The following is a 21263-nucleotide window of genomic DNA, read 5'->3' as shown; positions in this document are numbered from 1 at the left end:
CTCTCAAACCTTGTATTGTTGCGCAGACTTCCTATTTGAGATGCTTAGGCTGCTTCTGTTGAGGCCGTAATTCTGAGCGGCAGCGACTTTAGTCCGCCCACGAATGTGCTGGTCGCACGGCGCGCCTCTCCGGCAGGTTCGACGCTCTCGATCCGATCAAGCAAAGCCTCGAACAATATCCGCATTTCCAGCCTTGCCAGGTGCAAGCCCAGGCATTGGTGCGCGCCCGCTCCGAACGCCAGATGGCGGTTGGGCGAACGCCCCGCATCGAATCTGCGCGGATCGTCGAATTGCGCCGGATCGTGATTGGCCGCGACATAGTTGATCATCATCCAGTCGCCCGCTTTGATCGACTGTCCGCCCATTTCGACGTCTTCAGCGGCGGTGCGCATGAAGTGCTGCACCGGTGAAGTCCAGCGGATGGCTTCCTCGACTATTCCGGGCAGCAGCGAGCGGTCGGCTTTCACTTTCGCAAACTGCTCGGGATCGTTGGCGAGTGCCATCATAGCTCCGGCGGTCGAAGCGCTGGTCGTGTCGTGTCCGGCAGTGGCTACAATGATGTAATATCCCGCCATGTCACGCGGAGGCAGCGGCTTGCCGTCGACCGTCGCATTGGCAATTACGCTGGCGACGTCTTCGGTCGGATTGACGCGGCGGTCCTCAGCCAATGTGGCGAAGTAGTCTTCAAATGTCTTCACTGCCCCTGCGACCAGTTGCACCACCTGCTCAGGGGTCATGTTGTCCATGCCGCTGCCGGAAAGGTCTTTGTCCTGTCCGCCGAACAATTGCTGGGTGAGCATCTGCATGCGCGGTTCGTCTTCGGGCGGCACGCCGAGTATCTGCATCACCACCCGCAGGGGAAAGGGGCCAGCGACCTCCTTCACAAAGTCCACTTCCGGACCCGCCTCGATCATTCGATCCACGGTCCGGTGCGCCAGAGCGCGTATCTCGTCCTCAAGCCGCCCGAGATTGCGCGGCATGAACCATTCTTGCGTCAGCTTGCGATATTTCGGGTGGATCGGCGCGTCGAACACCACCAGCGAATCCACCAGCATGTTCGACCCTGTCGCCGCGCGGCTGAATTCAATCGCCTGATTGAAGCTGAACACAACCGGGCGCGGATTGTTGAGGAAGGTCGCGTTGTCCTTCGAAATGCGCATCACGTCATCATAGCCGGTGATCAGCCAGAACGGCTCGAACAGACCTTCTTCCTCAGGCATGATCTTCGCCACCGGAGTGCTCGCACGGATGTGATCGAACGTGTCGAGCAGACCGTCCCACTCAGCGTAAGAATGCGGGTCGATGACTGCTTTGGCGAGCGCGGTCGGCAGAACGGCAGGATCGCTGGCCACTATGCGGTCTCCTGCGCCTTGGCAGCATATTCGTCGCGCAGCTCGCGCTTGTAGAGTTTGCCGTTGGCTTCACGCGGCAGGTCAGGGCGGAAATCGAACAGTTTGGGCATTTTGATCCGCGCCAGTTGCGGCGCGAGAAATTCGCGCAACTCGCCCTCAAACGCGTCACCGGCATCCGCCATATCGAGCGGCTGCACAACCGCGACGACCTTCTCGCCAAGGTCCGGATCGGGCGCGCCGATCACTGCGGCATCCATCACTTTATCGTGAGTAACCAGCAGGTTCTCGATTTCCTGCGGGTAGATGTTGACCCCGCCCGAAATGATCATGTGGCTCTTTCGATCGGTCAGAAACAGGTAACCGTCCGCATCGACATGGCCGATATCGCCGAGCGTCATCCAGCCTTTTGGATGCATCGCATCGGCGGTCTTTTCAGGATCGTTGTGATAGGTCGGAAGCAGCACGTTTTCGAAGAAGATGAGGCCATCCTCACCCGGTGCAACCTCTTCGCCCTCGGGCCCGCAGACGTGGATCTGACCGTAGATCACCTTGCCAACCGAGCCCGGATGTTCGAGCCAATCGGCGGCGCCGATCATCGTCATCCCGATCCCTTCGGACCCGGCATAATATTCGTTCACAATCGGCCCCCACCATTCGATCATCTCGCGCTTGATCGGCACAGGACACGGAGCGGCAGCGTGAAGCGCCCGCTTGTGGCTGGAAAGATCGTATTTCGTCCGGATCGCAGGATCGAGCTTCAGGAACCGCACGAAGTGCGTCGGCACCCATTGGCTGTCGGTAATCTTGTACTTCTCGATCGCCGCCAGGGCTGCTTCGGGTTCGAACTTTTCGAGCACCACCAGCGTCGCACCAAGGCGCTGCGCAGCCGAGCACCAGGCCAGCGGCGCCGCGTGATAAAGCGGCGCAGGCGACAGATAGATCATTGAGCCATCGGCGGGCATGCCCGCGCCCATTGTCGCTAGCCCCAGAAATGGAATCATAGCCTGGGGATCGGGGTCTTCCGGAGGTGCAGGGCGAATACCCTTGGGCCGCCCGGTCGTACCCGAACTGTAGAGCATCGTCGCCCCGGCACGCTGGTCGGCAATCGGGTCGGAAGGCTGCGCTGCAAGCGCGCCATGGAAATCTTCTACGCCCGCATCATCCACCAACAGCACCGGCAAGTCAGGGCAGTCCTTGCGAATATCCTCCATCACCCCGTCGAAGGCATGCGAGGTGATCAACAGCTTCGCGCCGCTATCCTTGAGAATATAGGATATTTCGGGCGCAGTCAGCCGGGTGGAGATCGGCACCAGCAACGTTCCGGCGCGCTGCGAACCCCAGACCAGAGTGAAATACTCGATCCGATTTTCCAGCAGGACGGCGAACGCCTCATCGGGCGCAAACCCACGCGCCCTCAAAAGCTGCGCAAAGCGGTTCGCCGCTTTGTCCATCTCGCCATAGGTCATCTGCTCGCCCGACCCCGCCATAATAACGGCAGGATGGTCGGGGCGGTTCGCGGCATGCGCGATCGGATGCAAGCTCATTCGTAAGTCTCTCCCTTGCGGCGGCCACCCAAGGTGGACGCGCTGTCTCTCGGGAAGGAAATCTAACGGCGAAGGGGGCGCTCGCAAGCGAAATCGGCAGCAGCACCTGTCTGCAACTGACGCACAAAAAAAGGCGGCGGGATGACCCGCCGCCCATATTCGGACACCCTCTCCAATGTCCGACCCGCTTCCAGGCGGGTTATCTCGTCTGGCGAATTACTCGCCGCCGCGTCCGGTCATTTCGCTGCTTTCGCTAGCGGCGACCCGCGGTGTGCGCTCTACCATATAGGGAATTGGATCGACTGCAACCCCATCGACGCGCACCTCGTAATGGAGGTGTGGACCGGTTGAGCGGCCGGTCGAACCGACATAGCCGATCAGATCGCCTTTGCGCACGCGCTCACCAGCAGCAACGGCGAGTTTGGAAAGGTGCGCGTAACGCGTTTCCATATCGGCGCCGTGATCGATGCTGATGTAAAGACCGTAGCTGGAGAACCAGTCGGCGCGGCCGACCATTCCATCAGCAGTGGCATAAACCGGAGTACCCGTCGGCGCAGCAAGATCGACACCTTTGTGACGGCGGCGCTTACGCAGGACCGGATGGTTGCGCATCCCATAGCCGCTCGTCAGGCGAGCACCGGCCAGAGGCATGCGCGAAGGAATGGCAACGATAGCGCGTTCGACCGGGGCATCCGGCCCAGCCTTATCCAAAGCGACCCAGCTCGCGAAAAGTTCGCGAAATTTGGTGTCGCCGGTTGTCAGAGTTTGGTTCTGAGCCTCACGAACAGGCTCTGTAACATCGGCCGCTGCCGCGTTGGCAGAAGAATTGGCGATTGCGGGGGTGGCCGCGATCAGGGTGGCGGCCGCGAAGGACGCGCCTGCCAACCTCGAAAAATGCCGCTTGATTAGCGTGCTCATACCTGACCCGGTCCTATCTTCATTGCGGCGCTTTCGCCTGCAAAAATGGTTCAAAGCGCTCAGCCCGCTTTGGCGAAGTTCATCGCCGCTGCGTTCCTCTGCTTTCGATTTGAACTGGCCCCAAGACCCGCCAGAACTTGTAAAACGGTGTTATCGAGCTGATTCGTTAATGCGCAATGTTTTCGTAAAAATCGCGCGACAAACCGGCTGCAAGACGGGCTGAGTCGTTGAATGGCGGCTTAACTGATCCTCTGAAGTGCTCCCGAACCAAGGATTTCCATAGGTTTTGGGGATTCTCTCCAGCGCTTTCGGCAACCCGCAGAAAGTGTTTGGTGCCAAAACCGACATGATTGATTTCATCGTCAAGGATACGCGCAAGGATTTTTCCACCGTGATCGTCACCCGCCGCCTTCACGCGTTCAAGCGTGGCCGGTGTGACATCTAGCCCGCGCGCTTCGAGCACCATTGGCACAATGGCCAACCGGGCTGCCACATCGCCGCGTGTGGAATGCGCAGCCTGCCACAGGCCGCCATGCGCCGGCAGCGCGCCGTAGTGGCTCCCGAGACTCTCGAGCTTGCGAGCCAGCAGCGCGAAATGCATCGCTTCGTCGGCGGCGACGGATAGGAAATCGTCAACGAACTCCTCGCCCATCGCCTCACCGAATCGGCCCGCCATATCCAGCGCGAGATCGATCGCGACGAATTCGATATGCGCCAGGCTGTGCCACAGCGCGATTCGCGCGCGCTCCGATCCGAACTTGCCGCGCTTGGGCATCTGATTCGGAGGAAGCAGCTCAGGATGGGCCGGTCGCGCCGGTTCGTCGGGCATTTCTTGATCAAAAACACAGCCAAGGTCCCTGCGCCGCCAGCGCCTTGCGACATCGCGCGTCGCAAAGCACTTGGCGCGCGGATCGGCGGTGAGCAACGCCGCTCGAATGGCGGATGCGACCGATTCCATAGTCTCAGAGAGCTTTCGCCGCTGCGAGCACTTCCTCGGCGTGGCCTTTGACCTTCACCTTGTTCCAAACCTGCGCGATTGTGCCGTCTGCGCCAACCAAATATGTCGTGCGTACCATGCCCATATAGGTCTTTCCGTACATCTGCTTCTCGCTCCAGATGCCAAGCGCGTCGGACAGACCGTCTTCCTCTGCATCGGTGGCGAGCGGCGTTTTCAGATCGTGCTTGGCAATGAAGTTCTGATGCTTCTTGGCACTGTCCTTGCTCACCCCTAGCAATTCTACACCTGCCGCATCGAAGTCGCCTTTCAGCGCCGTAAAGTCTTTCGCCTCGGTGGTGCAGCCGGGCGTGTTGTCCTTCGGATAGAAGAACACGACCAGTTTCTTACCCTTGAAGTCGGACGACTTGACCGTGCCTCCATCGGGCGTGCCCATTTCGATATCGGGCATTGCATCACCGGCGGCGGGGAAATCGGTCATCATTCTAACTCCAATTGCTGATCGAAAATGTCGGCCCAGGCGGCGGCGACACATGCGCGGGAAACGGCGAGATCCTGTGTCAGTTCCGCGAAGCTTTCGCGGCGGCAAGCCCGCGCCAGAGCATTAGCGGCGGCTGGTGGCGGTTCAACTCCGTCGGGAGCCAGCAATCGACCGGCAACGAGCAAATCCGTCAGGAGATCATGCGCCTGGGCAAAGTCCGCTGGCAGAAGCCCGCGTTCGACCAAATTGCCAATTGCGACGCTAAGATTGGGCGACATGGCATCAGGCCGGCTCACCGACAAGTTCTTAGCCTCGCGCAATTGCACGAAGTGAACGAGAAATTCGACGTCGACCAACCCGCCGCGCGCCAGCTTCACATCCAACTCGCCGCGCATCGGCTTATGTGCGGCAATCTCACCGCGCATGGTCAACACCGCATTGCGCAGTGCATCAGCGTCACGCTCCTGCGCCAACACGCCGGCCATCACCTTCGTTAACTCCGCACGAGCGGCGTCGGAGCCGACAATCACGCGCGCACGGGCGAGCGCCATATGCTCCCAAGTCCAGGCGCTTTCGCGCTGATACTTGGCGAACGCTTCGACAGATACGGCAAGCGGCCCCTGATTGCCTTGCGGGCGAAGCCTTGTGTCGACCTCATAAAGCGGACCTTGCGCTGTCGGCACAGAAAGCGCCCCGCTAACTCTGGTTGCGAGCCGATTGAAGTAGAGTGTGCCGCCGAGCGGTCTACGTCCGTCGGACTCCGCACTGTAATCGCCGGTAAACAGGTAGATCATGTCGAGATCAGAAGCGTGGGTCAGCGCTTCCCCGCCGAGACGTCCCAGACCCAACACAACCAGTTCACTGCCTTCGATATGGCCATGATTGCGGGCGAATTCGGTTTGAGCAGCTTTGGCTGCAACAACAATCGCAGCCTCCGCCGTTGCAGACAAAGCCTGCGCGATGGATTGCGGCGGATACTCCGCTTCAATCAGGCGCAGACCAAGCTCCAACCGTTCCTCACCGGTTACGCGCCGGATGCAATCAAGCTGCGCTTCGTAGTCGTCCCGTTCGGCTCCATTCTCCATCCGCTCGACAATCTCGGTCACCGATACTGGAAACGAGAGAGGTTGAAGATCAAGCAGGGTATCAAGCAGCTCCGGTCGCCGCCCAATCTCGTCAGATAGCATCGGCGCCAGAGTCAGCGCGGCGATCAGGCGGTCGAGCAGTTCGGGTCGCGCATCGAGCAGACGAAAGAGCGCAATCGCCGAGGGCGCCCGTTCGAGAACGCTTTCCCACCGTGTGAGAGCCCGGTCCGGATCGTCACTCGCAGCCATCGCTTTGAGCAGCGCGGGCAGCAATCGGTCAAACGCTTCTAGCGCTTGTGGTGAGCGCAGCGATTGAAACCGGCCGTCGCGCCAACCTTCGATCCGTGTGGCAAGCCTTCTCGGTCGCTCGAAGCCAAGCTGCTTTAGCCGCTCAGCAAACTCGGTGGTTTCCCGACTGGACTGTGGGAGCGTAGGCTTCGCTCCGACCAATTGCTCATAAATCTGTCCAGAACGCTCGGTAATCTCGACCAGTTCTTGAATAAGCGCCGCGCCATTGGCCAAGCCATCGAGCCGCGCGACTGCGTCGAGAGCGTCGCCATCAGGTAGGCTATGGGTCTGCCGGTCGTTTATCATCTGCAGCCGGTGCTCAATGGTGCGTAGGCGGTCGTAGGACTCACCAAGAATTCGCGCCTCATCGAGTTTGATCTGCCCTGCCGCCGCCAATGCATCGAGCGCAGAGCGTGTCCGGCGCACTCGCAGCGACGGGTCGCGTCCGCCGTGGATCAGCTGGTGGGTCTGCGCAAAAAATTCGATCTCGCGAATACCGCCGCGTCCGCGTTTGACGTCAAAGCCCGGGCCGGGACTTGTGGGGCCATCATGATTGTCTCGGATCCGGGCCGTGAGCGCGCGGATTTCCTCGATAGCACCGAAATCGAGATGGCCGCGCCAGACGAAGGGGCGAATCGCGTCGAGAAAGGCTTCTCCTGCCGAAATATCGCCAGCCGCCGCTCTTGCCCGGGTGAAAGCGGCGCGCTCCCATGCCAGCGCAGCCCCTTGATAATGCGATAGCGCAGAGGCTCGCGGCACAACCAGCGGGCTAATCTCGCTTGCCGGACGCAGGCGGAGATCGACGCGCAGAACGTATCCTTCGGCGGTGTTCTCGGATAGGAGCTTGACGATCCGCCGTGCGTAACGCTGAGCCGCATCACCCGGGTCATCGGTCGCGCGTCGTGGGAGCGTTTCTGGATCGTAGAGCAGGATCGGGTCTATGTCGGACGAGTAATTCAGCTCGCCCGCGCCCTGTTTGCCGAGCGCCAGCGCAATGAACCCGTCAGCGCTGTCTTCGCCAGACCGTTCGGCAATCGCTGTTCGTATGGCTCGGTCAAGCGCGCGATCGGCGAAGGAAGTGAGTTCCTGCACCACCCGGTCCAGCGTGAATGCGCCTGCCAGATCGGCGATCGCAACCGTTGTCGCCAGCGCCAGCCGCTCTCGCCGCAACGCAACACCGGCGTCATCGTGCTGCCCCCGCAGGCGCGTCCATTCGAATGCGGCTTCGACATCACCTGCAGCCAGCAACTCCGCCAGTTCCGGCTGCCTATCGAGAGTACGCGCGAGAAACGGGGCATTCTCCCGCGCCCGCTCCAATGCGCGGTTCCAATCAGGTTGTGCCGTGGTCGCCATCGCGCCTCTCTTGCAGTGCCCCTCACGCTCTGCAAGAGAAGCCCGCAGCAAATTGGACGAGGGAACTTTCTCAATGATCAAACGCGCAATTGGCCTTGGTGCCGTTCTTGCGGGCGCACTCGCGCTGGCAGGTTGCGAAGATATGATGCCTGGCGGCGACGCTGCTGCCGAGCTTATCATCCCCGAAGTGGAGTCGGGCGAAATCTCCGAAGCCACGATGAAGGACATCACCCGCGAACTGTCGAGCGACGAATTCGATGGGCGCATGCCGGGCACCGAAGGCGAGACCAAGACGGTCGCGCTGCTCACCGAACGCTTCGAAGCTGCGGGCCTTCAGCCGGGCAATGGCGATAGCTGGGTGCAGGAAGTGCCGTTGGTCGAGATTACCGGCAAAAACTTTGCCCCGCTTACCATCACCAATGGCGAAACGGATTTCGCGCTGGATTTCGGCAGTGAATGGGTTGGCGTCACCTATCGTGAAGATGCGCAGACGCAGCTTGCCAACAGCGAAATGGTGTTCGTCGGTTACGGTATCAACGCTCCAGAGCGCGATTGGAATGACTACGAAGGCGTTGATGTCACAGGCAAGACCGTGGTGATCCTCGTCAACGATCCCGACTATGAGACCGAAGGTCTCGAAGGGAAATTCAACGGCCGCGCGATGACGTTCTATGGCCGCTGGACCTACAAGTATGAAGAGGCCGCTCGCCAGGGCGCAGCGGGTGCGATCATCGTTCATGACACCGAACCGACGAGCTATGGCTGGAATGTCGTGGAAAGCAGCTGGAGCGGCCCGCAAGCCTATCCTCAGCGCGGTGAAAATGCCCCGGATCTCACGATCATGAATGGCTGGGTGCAGAAAGAGGTCGCCCGCGAAATCCTTGCTGCTGCCGGACAGGATCTCGACGAGCTTACCGCTGCCGCGAAGACGGAAGACTTCGAGGCTGTCGAACTCGGCATGACGGCTTCGACCAGCTTCGAAAACGACATCCGCACATTCTCTTCACAGAACGTGATCGGCGTTCTTCCCGGGAGCGAAGCACCAGAAGAATATGTCATTCACACCGCGCACTGGGACCACCTTGGGCGCTGCACACCGGCACCCGATGGCGACGACATCTGCAACGGCGCGGTGGACAATGCGACCGGAACGGCCGCTCTTGTCGCCCTGGCTGAAGCGCATGCCAAAGCGGGTGCGCCAAAACGCAGCCTTGTTTTCCTGGCGGTTACTGCTGAGGAATCCGGTCTGCTCGGCGCATATTACTACGCTTCGAACCCGGTCTTCCCGCTCGATCAAACCGTGGGCGGGATTAACATGGATGCGTTCCTGATCGCCGGCCCGGCCAAAGACGTAACCGTCGTCGGCCCGGGCAAATCGCAGCTCGACGCATTCCTTGATGCGGCGCTGGTGGCCGACGGCCGTGTGGCGACTCCGAATCCCAATCCGGAAGCAGGCTACTACTACCGCTCGGATCACTTCGCCTTCGCCAAGCAGGGCGTGCCGATGCTCTATCTCGACGGCGGTGAAGACCTGATTGAAGGCGGGCGCGAAGCGGGCGCTGCGGTTGCAACCGACTACCGCGACAACCGCTATCACGGACCGAAAGACGAGTTCGACGAGAACTGGGACTGGTCGGGCGTGATGGCCGATCTGCAGCTTTTCTACCGCATTGGCCGGTCGATGGCGCAAAGCAGTAGCTGGCCGAACTGGAACGAAGGCGACGAATTCCGCGCCACCCGTGACGAAAGCTGCGCCAGCGCCGATACCGGGTGCTAAGCAGCACCTAGCGTCGCAGAGCGGTACTGAAAGCCGATCCATGGCCGTCCTGATGCCCCCGGAATGGGCACCGCAGGATTGGCTGTGGATCGGCTTCCCGCATCTGGCCGAGGAATGGCCGGGCTATCTCGATCGCGCGCAGGAGCAGCTTGCAGCCTTTGCCAATGCGGTGGCGGAGAGCGGCCAGGACGTTCGGCTGCTGGTCCGCGACGAAGCCAATGAAGCGCGTGCCCGGTCGCTCGTCAGCGAAAAGGTGACGCTCGAACGACGCTCCTATGGCGACGTCTGGTTGCGGGACACCGGGCCGCTCATCGTGTTCGATGGCAAGAGCCGTTCAGCACGCCGTTTCGGCTTCAATGGCTGGGGCGGCAAGTATGAAATGCCGGGCGACGAGACGATCGGCGCCGAGCTGGCACGCGACGCCGGCATGCCGCTCGAAACGTCGGCCATGATCCTCGAAGGCGGTGCTGTCGATGGCGACGGCACAGGCCTCGTCGCCACAACCGAGCAATGTCTGCTCAATCTCAATCGCAACCCCGGCATGTCACGCCCGAAAATCGAGGCTGAGCTGGAGGGAATGCTCGGTTTCGACCGCGTTCTTTGGCTCGGCGACGGGCTGATCAACGACCACACCGATGGCCATGTTGACAATCTAGCGCGGTTTGTAGGACCAAACCGATTGGTCGTTCCGGAAGCGACCGGAAACGACGATCCCAACGCCGCGATCTATGACGACGCGGCGGAGCGCGCCAGCGACTACGGCGTTGATGTGGTCCGCATTCCGTCTCCGGGCCTCATCATCCGCGACAGAGCAATTGAACCTGCCAGCTACGTTAATTTCGCGATCACAACGCATCTGGTCGTCGTCCCAACCTTCGGATCGCCTAACGACGCGGATGGAGTTGCAGCGATCGCAGCCCTTTTCCCGGACCGCGAAACGCTCGGCCTGCCCGCCGATGCCGTGCTGGCGGGCGGCGGCGGATTCCACTGCGCCAGCCAACAAATGCCTCGGCAAATGGGCGCTGCGCTGAAAAGTTAACCTGTCGTTAGGAATTTGCCGCGATCCTGCGCCCTATGACGAAGGCTATCGCCCTTTCCCGGACCGCCTATGCAGCGGCGCAGCAGCGCCAGTTGGATATTGCGCGCAGTGCGATCGTGCTGGCCTGCGCAGCCTCGCTGATTTTCGCCGGACAAGCGCTCCCTTTCTAAATCTTTTTCAGACCGCGTAACCAATCGCTCCGCCGCCGCGAACACCCTAGCGACGACCAGCGGATGCGAGAATGCGCGTGACGAAACCCCTCTACGCCCCCCTAATCGCGCTGATCACCCTTGCGACAGCATCGCTGGTCGTCCCCCATCAAAGCTCGGCACAGGCCGACGGAGAAAAACTCTCCGACGAGCCGGTCTTGCTTGAGCTGTTCACCAGCCAAGGCTGCTCATCATGTCCCCCGGCAGATCGCCTTGCGCAGAAACTTGATCGTGAAGGCGAGCTGATCGTCATTTCTCGCCCGGTCGATTACTGGGACAGGCTCGGGTGGAAAGATACGTTTGCAAGCCCCGCCAACACCAGCCTCCAACGCACCTACGCCCAGCGCGGACTGGCGGGATATAATGGCGTCTACACCCCCCAGACCGTGGTCGATGGCCTGCTTGGCGAAGTGGGTTCGAATGAAGATAAGATCCGCCGCTTTGCGGCAGAAGCAGCCAGAGCGAAGCGCGCAGCCATTCGAATCCTCAAAACCAAAGGTGGCAATTTCGGTGTAGGTTTGGGCGGCACAACGAAACAACGCGCGGAGTTGATGCTGATCGGAGTGTCCCGGAGCGAAACCGTCGCGATCGGACGCGGAGAAAATGGTGGGCGCCAAATAACTTACACCAACGTTCTGGTTGGCGAGAAGCGTATCGCAACCTGGAACGGTGGCAAAGCCAGTCATCCGATAGATCGCAGCGCACTCAACATTCGTGGAGCCGATCGCTATGCTCTGGTCTTGCGCGAACAGGGCGGCGGCCGCGTTCTTTCGGCGCGCTGGATCGATTAGGACAAAGATGTCGTAAAACACCATTTCGCTAGCCCAACTCGCTCTGCTATTCTTGCATCAAGCAGGAGGAGCGAAGTCGATGCCCTACACACCATTTACCCGCAACGAAGTAAAACGGATTTTCCAGCTATCCGAGCAGGGCCGAGGACATGCGGGTGAGCGCCACGTCAACATCACAAATCAGGGTATGGCCGAACGGCAGATGGGCACGCACGAACGCAGTGGAATCTCCGACGTCACCTCGTTTGTGAAGTTCGATGATCAGATCGACGCCGCGCTCGCGCTTCTCAACGCTCCAGCCAACGACGCAGCGCTGGAGCGTTTTCGTGTCGAGAAGAAACAGGGCCGCGGTTATTCCGGCGGCGGGGGTCGCTATGTCGAGCTCACCCACACTCTCAATGCGCCGGTTCTGATGCGCTATGCAATTGGAGGCACCACTCGAACGTTTCCATGTCGCCGGGTGAAAATGATCATCGACAAGTGCAACGGACGCCCGCGCAACATCCACATCGTCACTTTTTTCGGCGAGTTTGGCGGCTGATCAGAGCAGTTTCCAGAGCGCGCCCAGCGCAGCTCCGCCCAAAACCAGAGCTGTACTGATCTGCCACTGGCGAGCGGTTACCCTGCCAAAGGCGCGGTGGCCGAACCAGTCCCCGATAAGCACAAACGGGAAGAGCGCCGCAGCCAATGCGGCCTCGCGCCACGTTCCTACGCCAAGCGCAATGAAGAACAGCGCCGATAGCGGCGTGACCACGAGGAAAATCGCCATCATCGAAGCGCGTGCCGCTTCGGGGGCTAACCGCCCACGCAGATAGAAGGGTGCCATTCCCGGGCCGGGCATGCCTGCAAAACCGCCAAAAAAGCCTGTCGCCAACCCCGAAATTGCCAACGCCGATTTGCGCGGCATCTCGACCTTGCCGAGCGGCACGACGACCAAGACGAACGCTCCGAGCGAAACCAGCGCGATCAGAACCCGCGCCCAATCGGCAGGGAGTGCGGTCAACGACCATAGGCCAAGCGGCATGAACGCGAGCGCAATCAGCGTAAGCGGCACCGCCGAGCGGTCGGCATCGCGGCGAATGCGACCGATGTCGGTCAATCCAATCAGGAATAGCGACACGATCCCGACCAGCACCGCCGCCGCCGGATCGATTGCCAGTTGCAGCACCGGCACCAGCACCACCGACAGGCCAAACCCGGCAAGCCCACGGACGAAACCTGCCGCAAAGGCGGTGAGCGCGGCAATTGCCAACGCCTCAGGCGCAAATCCGAAGATCGCGGAGCGCCTTGCTACGCAGCCAGATCGGGCGGGGTCGCAGCAGAGGTCAACAGCGAAATCGCCTCGTCGAGCGAGAGTACTCTCTGCTCTTTCTCGCCGAGCGTCCGCATTGCAACACCGCCTTCCTCTGCCTCGCGTTTGCCGACAACCAGTATGTGCGGGACCTTCGCCAATGAATGCTCGCGCACTTTGTAATTGATCTTCTCGTTGCGCAGATCGCTCGTCACGCGAAGTCCAGCTGCCGCGAGCTTCGCTTCGACCTCTTCGGCATAGCCATCGATATCCGAAACAATCGGCGCGACCACGGCCTGCACAGGCGCGAGCCACACGGGGAGGCGGCCCGCATAGTGCTCGATCAGAATGCCGATAAACCGCTCGTAAGAGCCGAAGATCGCGCGGTGCAGCATCACGGGGCGGTGCCTTCCGCCATCCTCACCGACATAGGTCGCATCGAGACGGTCGGGCAACACGCGGTCGCCCTGGATCGTGCCGACCTGCCACGTCCGGCCAATTGCATCGGTCAGGTGCCATTCGAGTTTCGGCGCATAGAACGCGCCTTCGCCCGGCAGCTCTTCCCAGCCATATTCTTCATTGTCCATGCCTGCTTCGGCCACGGCGTCACGCAGTTCCTGCTCGGCCTTGTCCCAGTCCGCATCGGAACCAAAGCGCTGCTCAGGCCGCGTCGCGAGCTTCACGTGATAGGTGAAACCGAAGTCCTGATAGACGCTGTCGGCGAGCTTGCAGAACTTGCGCACTTCCTCGACCACCTGGTCTTCGGTGCAGAAGATATGCGCGTCGTCCTGCGTGAATTGCCGCACACGCATCAGGCCGTGCAGCGCGCCGTGGGGCTCGTTGCGGTGGCAACAGCCCATTTCGCCCAGCCGGATCGGCAGGTCGCGATAGGACGTGATGCCCTGCTTGAAGACCAGCACATGCGCCGGGCAGTTCATCGGCTTGATCGCCATCCAGTCGGCATCTTGCTCGACTGACGGCTTTGCTAGGCCGTCACCCGCTTCGTCCACTTCGGGCACCATGTCGGGCACGGCGAACATGTTCTCGGCATATTTGCCCCAGTGGCCGGATTGCTCCCACTGGCGCACATCCATCAGCTGCGGCGTCTTGATCTCACGGTAGCCGCCGCCATCCATCTTGCGGCGCATATAGCTCTCCAGCTCGCGCCAGATGCGATAACCTTTGGGGTGCCAGAAGACGCTGCCATGCGCCTCTTCCTGAAGGTGGAACAGGTCCATCTCGCGGCCCAGTTTGCGGTGATCGCGCTTGGCCGCTTCCTCAAGGTTGTGGAGGTGCTGTTTCAGCTGCTTCTTGTTGAGCCAGCCGGTGCCGTAAATGCGCGTCAGCTGTGCGTTGCGCTGATCCCCGCGCCAATAGGCGCCCGCCGTGCGCATCAACTTGAAAGCCTGCGGATCAAGCTTGCCGGTCGAAGCAAGGTGCGGCCCGCGGCACATATCGAGCCACGCTCCTTCGGTGCCCGGCTCGCCGGACCAATAGACCGTCAGATCTTCGTCCTCTGGCAGTTCCTGCGCCCACTCGGCTTTGAACGCTTCGCCTTCGGAGGACCATTTCTCGATCAACTGCTCGCGCGACCAGACTTCGCGGACCAGCGGCTTGTCTGCCTTGATGATCTCGCGCATTTTCTCTTCGATGGCAGGCAGGTCGTCCACACCGAATGGCTCGCGAGAAGCCGGGGCCATCACGTCGTAGTAAAAGCCATCATCGGTTGCTGGGCCGAACGTGATCTGCGTGCCTGGCCATAGCGCCTGAACAGCCTCAGCGAGGACGTGGGCGTAATCGTGGCGGACCAGCTCGAGCGCGTCGGCCTCATCCTTGGTGGTGATCAGCGCGAGTTCCGCGTCGCCTTCAAACGGGCGGCCGAGGTCCCGCACTTCGCCATCCACGCGCGCGGCCAGCGCAGCTTTGGCAAGGCCCGGCCCAATCGCAGCGGCGATATCGGCAGGCGTGCTGCCCGGTTCTACTTGGCGCACGGATCCATCGGGCAGGCTGATCTTGAGCAATTCGGTCATCGTAAAAATCCGTCTCGTTTCGCGCGCCCATGACATAGTCGCGCGCTCGCTTGAAGAGCAGCGTTTTGTTTTGTGCCGATTTCAGGAGGACGCTGCGCCACCCGAAACCCAAAGTCCGGGGCGCGGCGATCGCTGCGACTAAAGCGCGAGCACCCGCCCCCGGACATCCGAGGTCGTAGTGGTCGTGGTTATGGTCAGCAGCTTGGCCATGCGCGCTAAATAGCGATGAGGGATGGAAAAGTCATTACCTTGCACACGACCGGGAAGTCCGGAAAGGACACGCTCCTTTATGGAAAGTGTGCTTGACAATTTCGCGAATCAATGACAAGTGTCCTTTCCATAGTTGAAAGGGAGCTTTCCTTATGACCCGATTTCTTATGGTGATCACCTGGGCCGCCTTCATTCTCGGCGCCGCGATCTGGACACAGGCACAGGGGCTGAACAGCGGTGCCAGCTTTGGCATTATCGCCGGGCTGAGCGGTGCCGCCTGGGGCACGCTGCATTCCGACCTCGGCTGTGGCCGTAGGTGTGCGCAATGAACGCGCAGGTCGAAAACGCGCCGGCAGAAGGTCGCGCCTGCGTGATCGCCGCCGGATGTTCGGTCCTCACGGCGCTGCTGGTGCTTTTCCTGTGGAAGTCCGACGCCATCGGTATCACCACCGCCTACATCCTCGCGATCATCCCGACAGCGTTGATGGTCTTCGCGTTCGTGAAGACCATCAGCCAGAAGCAGACGAAGGCAAGCCTGCGCTACCTCGCGCGGATGGCCATCGTCATGGCGTTTTACCTGCTGACCCTGTTCCTCGCAGAAAACCTGATCGAGGATCGCGGTTTGACCGGACCTCTGGCGGTTATCATAGCGCTTCTTCCAGGCTTGTCCTTCGCAGGGGTGATCTGGATATTCGGCGGACTGATCGTGGAGGAGACCGACGAATTCTATCGGATGCTCTACGTCCGACAGGGCCTGATAGCGACCGCGATCTCGTTCACACTCGCGGCCGTCTGGGGATTCCTCGAAACCTACAAGATCGTTCAGCCAGTCGAGGCATACTGGTGGCCCACCATGTGGTGCTTCGGCCTCGGCATCGGTGCGATTTTCAACAAGATCAAATACGGCGTGTACGGAGAGATCCGGTGATGAGAATGACCGTCCAGAGGCTCGATTGGTTTGTAGCGCTCCCCTTGCTCGCATCGGTGGTCATGATCGTCGAGATCGATCCACCCCGCGAGAGCATTCTTTCGATCGGGCCGTTTGTGCAGGGGATGATTGTTATTGCCCTATCGCTTGTAGTTTGTGTTTCGATAGCGGCCGCCTCCGCTCTCGATAGGCGATGCAGCGAAGAATATGTCTTCCAGATCATGGCCAATGCAGCTCTCGTCGGCTTTGCTTCGACCATGCTCATCAATCTTCTCTGGTTGATTGGAGTGAAAGTCTTCGGCTTGCCGGACCTATCCAGTGAAAACATGATCGGTATTCTCACATTGTGCTGGGCGCTCGCCTATTACTGGTTCCGCATCAAAGGCATCGCCCAGTGAAGAACCGTCTCAAAGTCCTCCGGGCCGAGCGCGATTGGAGTCAACAAGACCTCGCCGACCGCCTTGGCGTCAGCCGTCAGAGCGTCAACGCGATCGAGAAGGGCCGTTACGACCCCTCGCTCCCGCTCGCCTTCAGCATCGCCGAAGTGTTCGAACTGGCGATCGAAGAGATATTCAGCCGAGACTAAACGTCGAGGGAGTGGGTCCCCGCCGCGCTGGATATCCGCTTTGTGCCCGCCAGCTTGGTTGAGCGCTGCTTGATCGTGTCGACAAAGCGGTACTCGGTCGTCGCGCGCTCGGGGGTTAGCTCGACTGCCATATAGCCACGCTGGGAAGTATTGGCCCATTTGAGTTGCTCGTTTGTGCTCATTGCCGCTGCTGCAAAATCTGCGGGCGGAACCGCTGCCAGGGTCCGCTCCAAACCGGGCGAAGTCACACCGGGAACGCCGAATTCGACACCGGCCTTCGCGCCCTGATGATCCAGTTCGAACGCCCAGCCATTGTGGCTATCGCCCGCCAGAACCAGCAGATTGGCATCCGCATCCAGCGCTCCCTTCAGCGCGCGTTCGCGGGCGGCGGGATATCCATCCCAAGCATCCATATTGGCGGGCAGCCCAGTCTGGCTCGCCAAGGACGCCGCAATCAGCCGTTGGCGTATCCAATCCGGCATTTCGTCGCTCAAGCCGTCCACTATGCTCGACGGAGTTCTGAGATTGCCCATGAGCACTTGTTGCACCAACACCTGCCACGTCGCCCCGCGCGCCTTCGACGCCGCCAGACCTGCCGCCAGCCACTGTTCCTGCGCCGCGCCAAGCAATTGGCGCTCTGGGTCAGCCCAGTCGCCATTCTTGAATGTAGCCAGAGCGGCGATAGCTGCTTCGGGATTCGCCGCGCCTTCGAGCACTTTGCCAAGATCGAGCTGCTCGTCGCGCCCTTCGAGCCGTGTATCGAGCCGGAACAGGGTTGCGAGGTCACCGACATCGTAGGTCGCATAGGCCTCATCGGAGACCGGCATCCACTCGCGATAGACGCGCTTGGCGATAGATTTACGCGCGCTCCATTCGCCCTCGCTGTCGGGCTGATGGTTCTGTGCGCCGTCCTCCCAACTGTCATTCGCGCTTTCGTGGTCGTCCCATACCGCGATCATTGGGAGCACCTGATGCAGGCGCTGGAGGTCTGGGTCCGCACGATACGTCGCGTAGCGCAGCCGGTAATCGGCTAGCGCGACAATCTCGGTGTCGGGGTTGAGGCGGCGGCCCGGATTGGTTTCGGCTGGGCCGGGGTAATTGTCCTTGCCGTATTCGTAGATGTAATCGCCCAGATGCACGGCAAGGTCGCAATCATTGGCTTCGACCGCGTGTGCGTAAGAATTGAACCAGCCGAACCCGAAGTTGGAGCAGGAGAAGACCGCCATGCGGAACTTTTCGGTCGGCCCTTGCGGCAGCGTCCGGGTCCGTCCGATTGGCGAAACGGTGCCATCGGGGGCAACGAAGCGGAAGAAGTACCAGCGGTTTGGCGCGAGACCACTGGCAATCGCCTTCGCGCACCAGTCCCGGTTCGGTGAGGCTTTGACCTGACCTTCGGAAACCGGATTGTTGAAATCCTGCGTTTCGGACACCTGCCATTCGAGCGTGGTTTCCGCCTCACCAACATAGCGCGTCCAAAGCAGCACGCTCGACGATTGAGGTTCGCCGCTCGCAATCGAATGGGTGAAGCCACTGCCAAAACCCCGCGCGATTGCTGGAGCCGAAGCGATGGCTGCGGACGCTCCTACAAGCGAAAACAGCCCGCGCCGCGTAAGCGCAGATGCAGGTCGGGCAGGAAGGCTTACTGGGTCGTTCTTGATCATGGCGGCGCTATATTCCTTCCCAGTGTCGAAGCTGTGACAACCCTTGCGCTGCACCGCATAGCACAGGCATTAACGCGCGCATGAGCGACGTTCAATTTCATGAAATGCAGGACGGTCGGCGGATCGCGTACCGGCTGACCGTAGACACTGAGCCAAAAATTGGCCCGACATTGGTGTTCCTGCCCGGTTATATGTCCGACATGGCTGGCGGCAAGGCGACCGCGCTGTTCGAAGAAGCACAGGCGCAAGGTCGTGCGTGCCTACTGCTCGACTATTCAGGTTGCGGAGAAAGCTCGGGCGATTTTGCCGACGGCACCCTCAGCTGCTGGCGTGACGAAGTGCTGACCTTGATCGAAGCGCATGTCAGCGGCTCTGTTCTCCTGGTCGGCTCTTCGATGGGAGGGTGGCTGATGCTGTTGATCGGCGAAGCGCTGGGTGATCGCCTTGCTGGCATGGTCGGCATCGCCGCCGCGCCTGATTTCACCCGCTGGGGATTTGGCGAAGAACAACGCGCGGTGATGGCCCGCGGTGAAACTCTGTTCGAAGAAAACCCCTACGGACCAGAGCCGACGCCAACGCATCCCGGTTTCTTCGCTGACGGCGAGGCCAATTTGCGGCTTGAAGACCAGATCGCCATCAGTTGTCCGGTGCATCTGCTCCACGGACAACGCGACGAGGATGTTCCTTGGAAGACCAGCCTGAAACTCGCTGAAGCTCTGCGTTCGGATGCGGTTCAAGTGACCTTTATCAAAGACGGCGATCACCGCCTGTCGCGCGATCAAGACATCGCCCGGCTGAAGGCGACAGTCGCCAGCTTCTATTAACGGAAACCGATAGCCAACGTGTCCATCCTTCTCGCCCTGCTGCTGCAAGTCGGCCCCAATCCTGTCTCCCCGCCGCCCGGTGCCGAAGAGGAAATCCTCAACCGACCGCCGCGCGAAGACGCAATCGCGCCGCCGTCAAATCCGACCAGTGCCTGGCTGCAGGATTGCCTCGATCAATTGGATGAAGATCCAGCGCGCGCGCATTCAAAAGCGCAGATTCGTCGGAGCGAGACCGCTGGGGCCGAGCGGGTTGTCGCCAATCATTGCTTGGGACTAGCCGCGACGGAATTGGGTTTGTGGCAAGACGCTCAAACGGCATTTGTCGGCGCCAGAGACGAAACGCCGCCGGAAGAGCTGCGCACCCGAGCACGCTTTGGGACGATGGCAGGCAATGCCGCACTGGCAGGCGGCGATCCTCAGGAAGCGGTGGCCCTGCTGACTGTGGCGCAAACCGATGCCCGCGCGGCTGCCTCGGCCACGCTTGAGGCGCTCGCCGCCACCGATGCCGCCCGCGCGCTGGTCGCTATGGACCGGACCGACGAAGCCCTGGCGGCGCTCGATACGGCAAACCGGCTTGAACCGAACAAAGCCGAAGGCTGGCTGCTCAAGGCGACTTTGCTACGGCGGCTGGAGCGGCTCGATGACGCGCAGGCCGCGATTGAAACGGCTGTTAGGCTTGCCCCGCTCGAAGGGCTGATCGGGCTGGAGGCTGGTGTTATTGCCGTCCTGTCGGGCCGCGAAGATGCTGCGCGGCAGAGCTGGCAGTCGGTGATCGACACCCAACCGGATTCGCTGGCAGCGCAGACCGCGAAGAACTATCTCGCTCAGATTGAACCCGCGGCTGAGGAGCAAGCAACGCCATGACCGAATTCTCCGTCCTCGATCTCGTCCCGGTACGCGAAGGCGGAAGTGTGGCAGAGGCTTTCGATGCCGCGACCGACCTTGCTCGCTATGCCGAGAAGCTCGGTTGCAAGCGTTTCTGGGTCGCCGAACATCACGCGATGGACGGAATTGCCGGCGGTGCAACCTCGGTGGTGCTCGCACATATCGGCAACGCCACCAGCCGTATTCGGATCGGGTCGGGCGGGATCATGCTGCCCAACCACACGCCGTTTCAGATTGCGGAGCAGTTCGGGACGCTCGATGCTCTGTTTCCCGGACGCATCGACCTGGGGCTAGGCCGGGCACCGGGTGCCGGGCCGGAATTGCAGCGCGCTTTGCGAAAGAACCTTGCGCAGGCTTCGGAATATTTCCCGCAGGACGTTGTGGAACTGCGTGCGCTGCTTACCGGCGATCTGGATTTGCCTGTTGCAGCCACGCCGGGCTTGGGTGCGAACGTTGAATTGTGGATGCTCGGGTCGAGCCTGTTCGGTGCGGAACTCGCCGCCAAGCTTGGCATGCCCTACGCCTTCGCCGCGCATTTTGCGCCGGACCATCTTGATGCGGCGCTTGAAGTTTATCGCCGCGATTTTCAGCCATCCGAAGCACTCGAAAAACCGCATGTGATGGTCGCAATGAATGTGTTCGCCGCCGATACCGGTGAAAAAGCGCAATTGCTCGCATCCAGCCAGCAACAGAGCTTTGTGCGTTTGCGCACAGGCAATCCCGGTAAGTTGCCGCCGCCCATCGCGGACTACACCGCTACCCTGCAAGCACCCGCGCGCACGATGCTCGATCATATCGGGCAGGCAGCCGCTGTCGGCTCGCCTGCAAAAGTGCGCGACGATATCGAAGTGTTTGTGAAGCGCACGCGCGCCGACGAGATCATTCTGTGCGGGGCAACCTATGACCCCGAAGCCCGGATCCGCTCGCTCGAATTGACCGTCGAGGCCTGCTCGACTGCCTTGGCAGCTTAAGCAGGAACTCCCAAGCAAGCGGACCCGGGGAATGGCTGAGTACCGTGCAGCGCCCATCCGTCAGAGGACGGGACGGAAGTGCGCC

General features: G+C 60.9%; 21 protein-coding genes. 12 read left to right on the top strand and 9 right to left on the bottom strand.

The window, feature by feature from the left end; genetic code table 11:
- Positions 1-44: 44 nt before the first annotated feature.
- The 6 genes from Q0837_RS15870 to glnE form a co-directional block, all read right to left on the bottom strand.
- Positions 45-1355, bottom strand: coding sequence for a cytochrome P450 (locus Q0837_RS15870; RefSeq protein WP_298471805.1), 1311 nt, complete (start codon positions 1353-1355; stop codon positions 45-47).
- Positions 1352-2896: an acyl-CoA synthetase gene (locus Q0837_RS15865; protein WP_298471015.1), complete on the bottom strand. Its 1545-nt coding sequence runs from the start codon at positions 2894-2896 to the stop codon at positions 1352-1354. The genes Q0837_RS15870 and Q0837_RS15865 overlap by 4 nt, the downstream gene beginning before the upstream one ends.
- Positions 2897-3112: 216 nt before the next feature.
- Positions 3113-3814, bottom strand: coding sequence for a M23 family metallopeptidase (locus tag Q0837_RS15860; RefSeq protein ID WP_298471013.1), 702 nt, complete (start codon positions 3812-3814; stop codon positions 3113-3115).
- 166 nt (positions 3815-3980) lie between these two features.
- On the bottom strand, positions 3981-4772 hold the full coding sequence (locus Q0837_RS15855; protein ID WP_298471012.1) for a ferritin-like domain-containing protein: 792 nt from the start codon (positions 4770-4772) through the stop codon (positions 3981-3983).
- 4 nt (positions 4773-4776) lie between these two features.
- A complete protein-coding gene (locus tag Q0837_RS15850) occupies positions 4777-5250 on the bottom strand; it encodes a peroxiredoxin (RefSeq protein ID WP_298471802.1) in 474 nt (157 codons plus the stop codon).
- Positions 5250-7976 (bottom strand): bifunctional [glutamate--ammonia ligase]-adenylyl-L-tyrosine phosphorylase/[glutamate--ammonia-ligase] adenylyltransferase, encoded by a 2727-nt coding sequence (gene glnE, locus Q0837_RS15845; RefSeq protein WP_298471010.1) that lies wholly within the window; start codon positions 7974-7976, stop codon positions 5250-5252. The genes Q0837_RS15850 and glnE overlap by 1 nt, the downstream gene beginning before the upstream one ends.
- Before the next feature lie 73 nt (positions 7977-8049).
- On the opposite strand from glnE, the gene Q0837_RS15840 reads away from it, so the two are divergent.
- The 5 genes from Q0837_RS15840 (at position 8050) to Q0837_RS15820 (ending at position 12333) form a co-directional block, all read left to right on the top strand.
- Positions 8050-9753, top strand: a complete 1704-nt coding sequence (locus Q0837_RS15840) for a M28 family metallopeptidase (RefSeq protein ID WP_298471009.1) — start codon at positions 8050-8052, stop codon at positions 9751-9753.
- Between the two features lie 40 nt (positions 9754-9793).
- A complete protein-coding gene (locus Q0837_RS15835; RefSeq protein ID WP_298471007.1) occupies positions 9794-10792 on the top strand; it encodes an agmatine deiminase family protein in 999 nt (332 codons plus the stop codon).
- A 35-nt stretch (positions 10793-10827) separates the two neighbouring features.
- Positions 10828-10962, top strand: coding sequence for a hypothetical protein (locus tag Q0837_RS15830; RefSeq protein WP_298471005.1), 135 nt, complete (start codon positions 10828-10830; stop codon positions 10960-10962).
- 77 nt (positions 10963-11039) lie between these two features.
- On the top strand, positions 11040-11792 hold the full coding sequence (locus Q0837_RS15825; RefSeq protein ID WP_298471004.1) for a thioredoxin family protein: 753 nt from the start codon (positions 11040-11042) through the stop codon (positions 11790-11792).
- Positions 11793-11871: 79 nt separating this feature from the next.
- Positions 11872-12333 carry a hypothetical protein gene (locus Q0837_RS15820; RefSeq protein ID WP_298471002.1) on the top strand — a complete coding sequence of 154 codons (462 nt, stop codon included), beginning with the start codon at positions 11872-11874 and terminating at the stop codon, positions 12331-12333.
- Here Q0837_RS15820 and Q0837_RS15815 read toward each other — a convergent pair whose 3' ends face one another.
- Positions 12334-13044: a sulfite exporter TauE/SafE family protein gene (locus tag Q0837_RS15815; protein WP_298470999.1), complete on the bottom strand. Its 711-nt coding sequence runs from the start codon at positions 13042-13044 to the stop codon at positions 12334-12336.
- 38 nt (positions 13045-13082) lie between these two features.
- Positions 13083-15113, bottom strand: coding sequence for a threonine--tRNA ligase (gene thrS / locus Q0837_RS15810; RefSeq protein ID WP_298470997.1), 2031 nt, complete (start codon positions 15111-15113; stop codon positions 13083-13085).
- A gap of 362 nt (positions 15114-15475) precedes the next feature.
- Between thrS and Q0837_RS15805 the strand changes: the two genes are divergently transcribed.
- From Q0837_RS15805 to Q0837_RS15790, 4 genes are read left to right on the top strand one after another with little or no spacing between them, the layout of a single operon-like run.
- The gene (locus tag Q0837_RS15805; protein ID WP_298470995.1) at positions 15476-15652 is read left to right on the top strand and encodes a hypothetical protein; all 177 of its coding nucleotides are present in this window, start codon (positions 15476-15478) and stop codon (positions 15650-15652) included.
- A complete protein-coding gene (locus tag Q0837_RS15800) occupies positions 15649-16251 on the top strand; it encodes a hypothetical protein (RefSeq protein WP_298470993.1) in 603 nt (200 codons plus the stop codon). The genes Q0837_RS15805 and Q0837_RS15800 overlap by 4 nt, the downstream gene beginning before the upstream one ends.
- On the top strand, positions 16251-16649 hold the full coding sequence (locus tag Q0837_RS15795; protein WP_298470991.1) for a hypothetical protein: 399 nt from the start codon (positions 16251-16253) through the stop codon (positions 16647-16649). The genes Q0837_RS15800 and Q0837_RS15795 overlap by 1 nt, the downstream gene beginning before the upstream one ends.
- On the top strand, positions 16646-16837 hold the full coding sequence (locus Q0837_RS15790; RefSeq protein ID WP_212448698.1) for a helix-turn-helix transcriptional regulator: 192 nt from the start codon (positions 16646-16648) through the stop codon (positions 16835-16837). The genes Q0837_RS15795 and Q0837_RS15790 overlap by 4 nt, the downstream gene beginning before the upstream one ends.
- Here the strand turns inward: Q0837_RS15790 and Q0837_RS15785 are convergent.
- Positions 16834-18498 carry an alkaline phosphatase gene (locus tag Q0837_RS15785; RefSeq protein WP_298470988.1) on the bottom strand — a complete coding sequence of 555 codons (1665 nt, stop codon included), beginning with the start codon at positions 18496-18498 and terminating at the stop codon, positions 16834-16836. The genes Q0837_RS15790 and Q0837_RS15785 overlap by 4 nt on opposite strands.
- An 80-nt stretch (positions 18499-18578) precedes the next feature.
- On the opposite strand from Q0837_RS15785, the gene Q0837_RS15780 reads away from it, so the two are divergent.
- The 3 genes from Q0837_RS15780 to Q0837_RS15770 are packed head-to-tail and all read left to right on the top strand — an operon-like array spanning position 18579 to position 21178.
- On the top strand, positions 18579-19322 hold the full coding sequence (locus Q0837_RS15780; protein WP_298470987.1) for an alpha/beta hydrolase: 744 nt from the start codon (positions 18579-18581) through the stop codon (positions 19320-19322).
- A gap of 18 nt (positions 19323-19340) precedes the next feature.
- Positions 19341-20186: a hypothetical protein gene (locus tag Q0837_RS15775; RefSeq protein ID WP_298470985.1), complete on the top strand. Its 846-nt coding sequence runs from the start codon at positions 19341-19343 to the stop codon at positions 20184-20186.
- Positions 20183-21178 carry an LLM class flavin-dependent oxidoreductase gene (locus Q0837_RS15770; RefSeq protein ID WP_298470983.1) on the top strand — a complete coding sequence of 332 codons (996 nt, stop codon included), beginning with the start codon at positions 20183-20185 and terminating at the stop codon, positions 21176-21178. Before Q0837_RS15775 ends, Q0837_RS15770 begins: the two co-directional genes overlap by 4 nt.
- The last annotated feature ends 85 nt before the right edge of the window (positions 21179-21263 follow it).

This window comes from uncultured Erythrobacter sp., assembly GCF_947499705.1.
Taxonomy (GTDB): domain Bacteria; phylum Pseudomonadota; class Alphaproteobacteria; order Sphingomonadales; family Sphingomonadaceae; genus Erythrobacter.
Note: the sequence above shows the minus strand (reverse complement) of the source record. Positions and strands in the feature narration are given on the sequence as shown.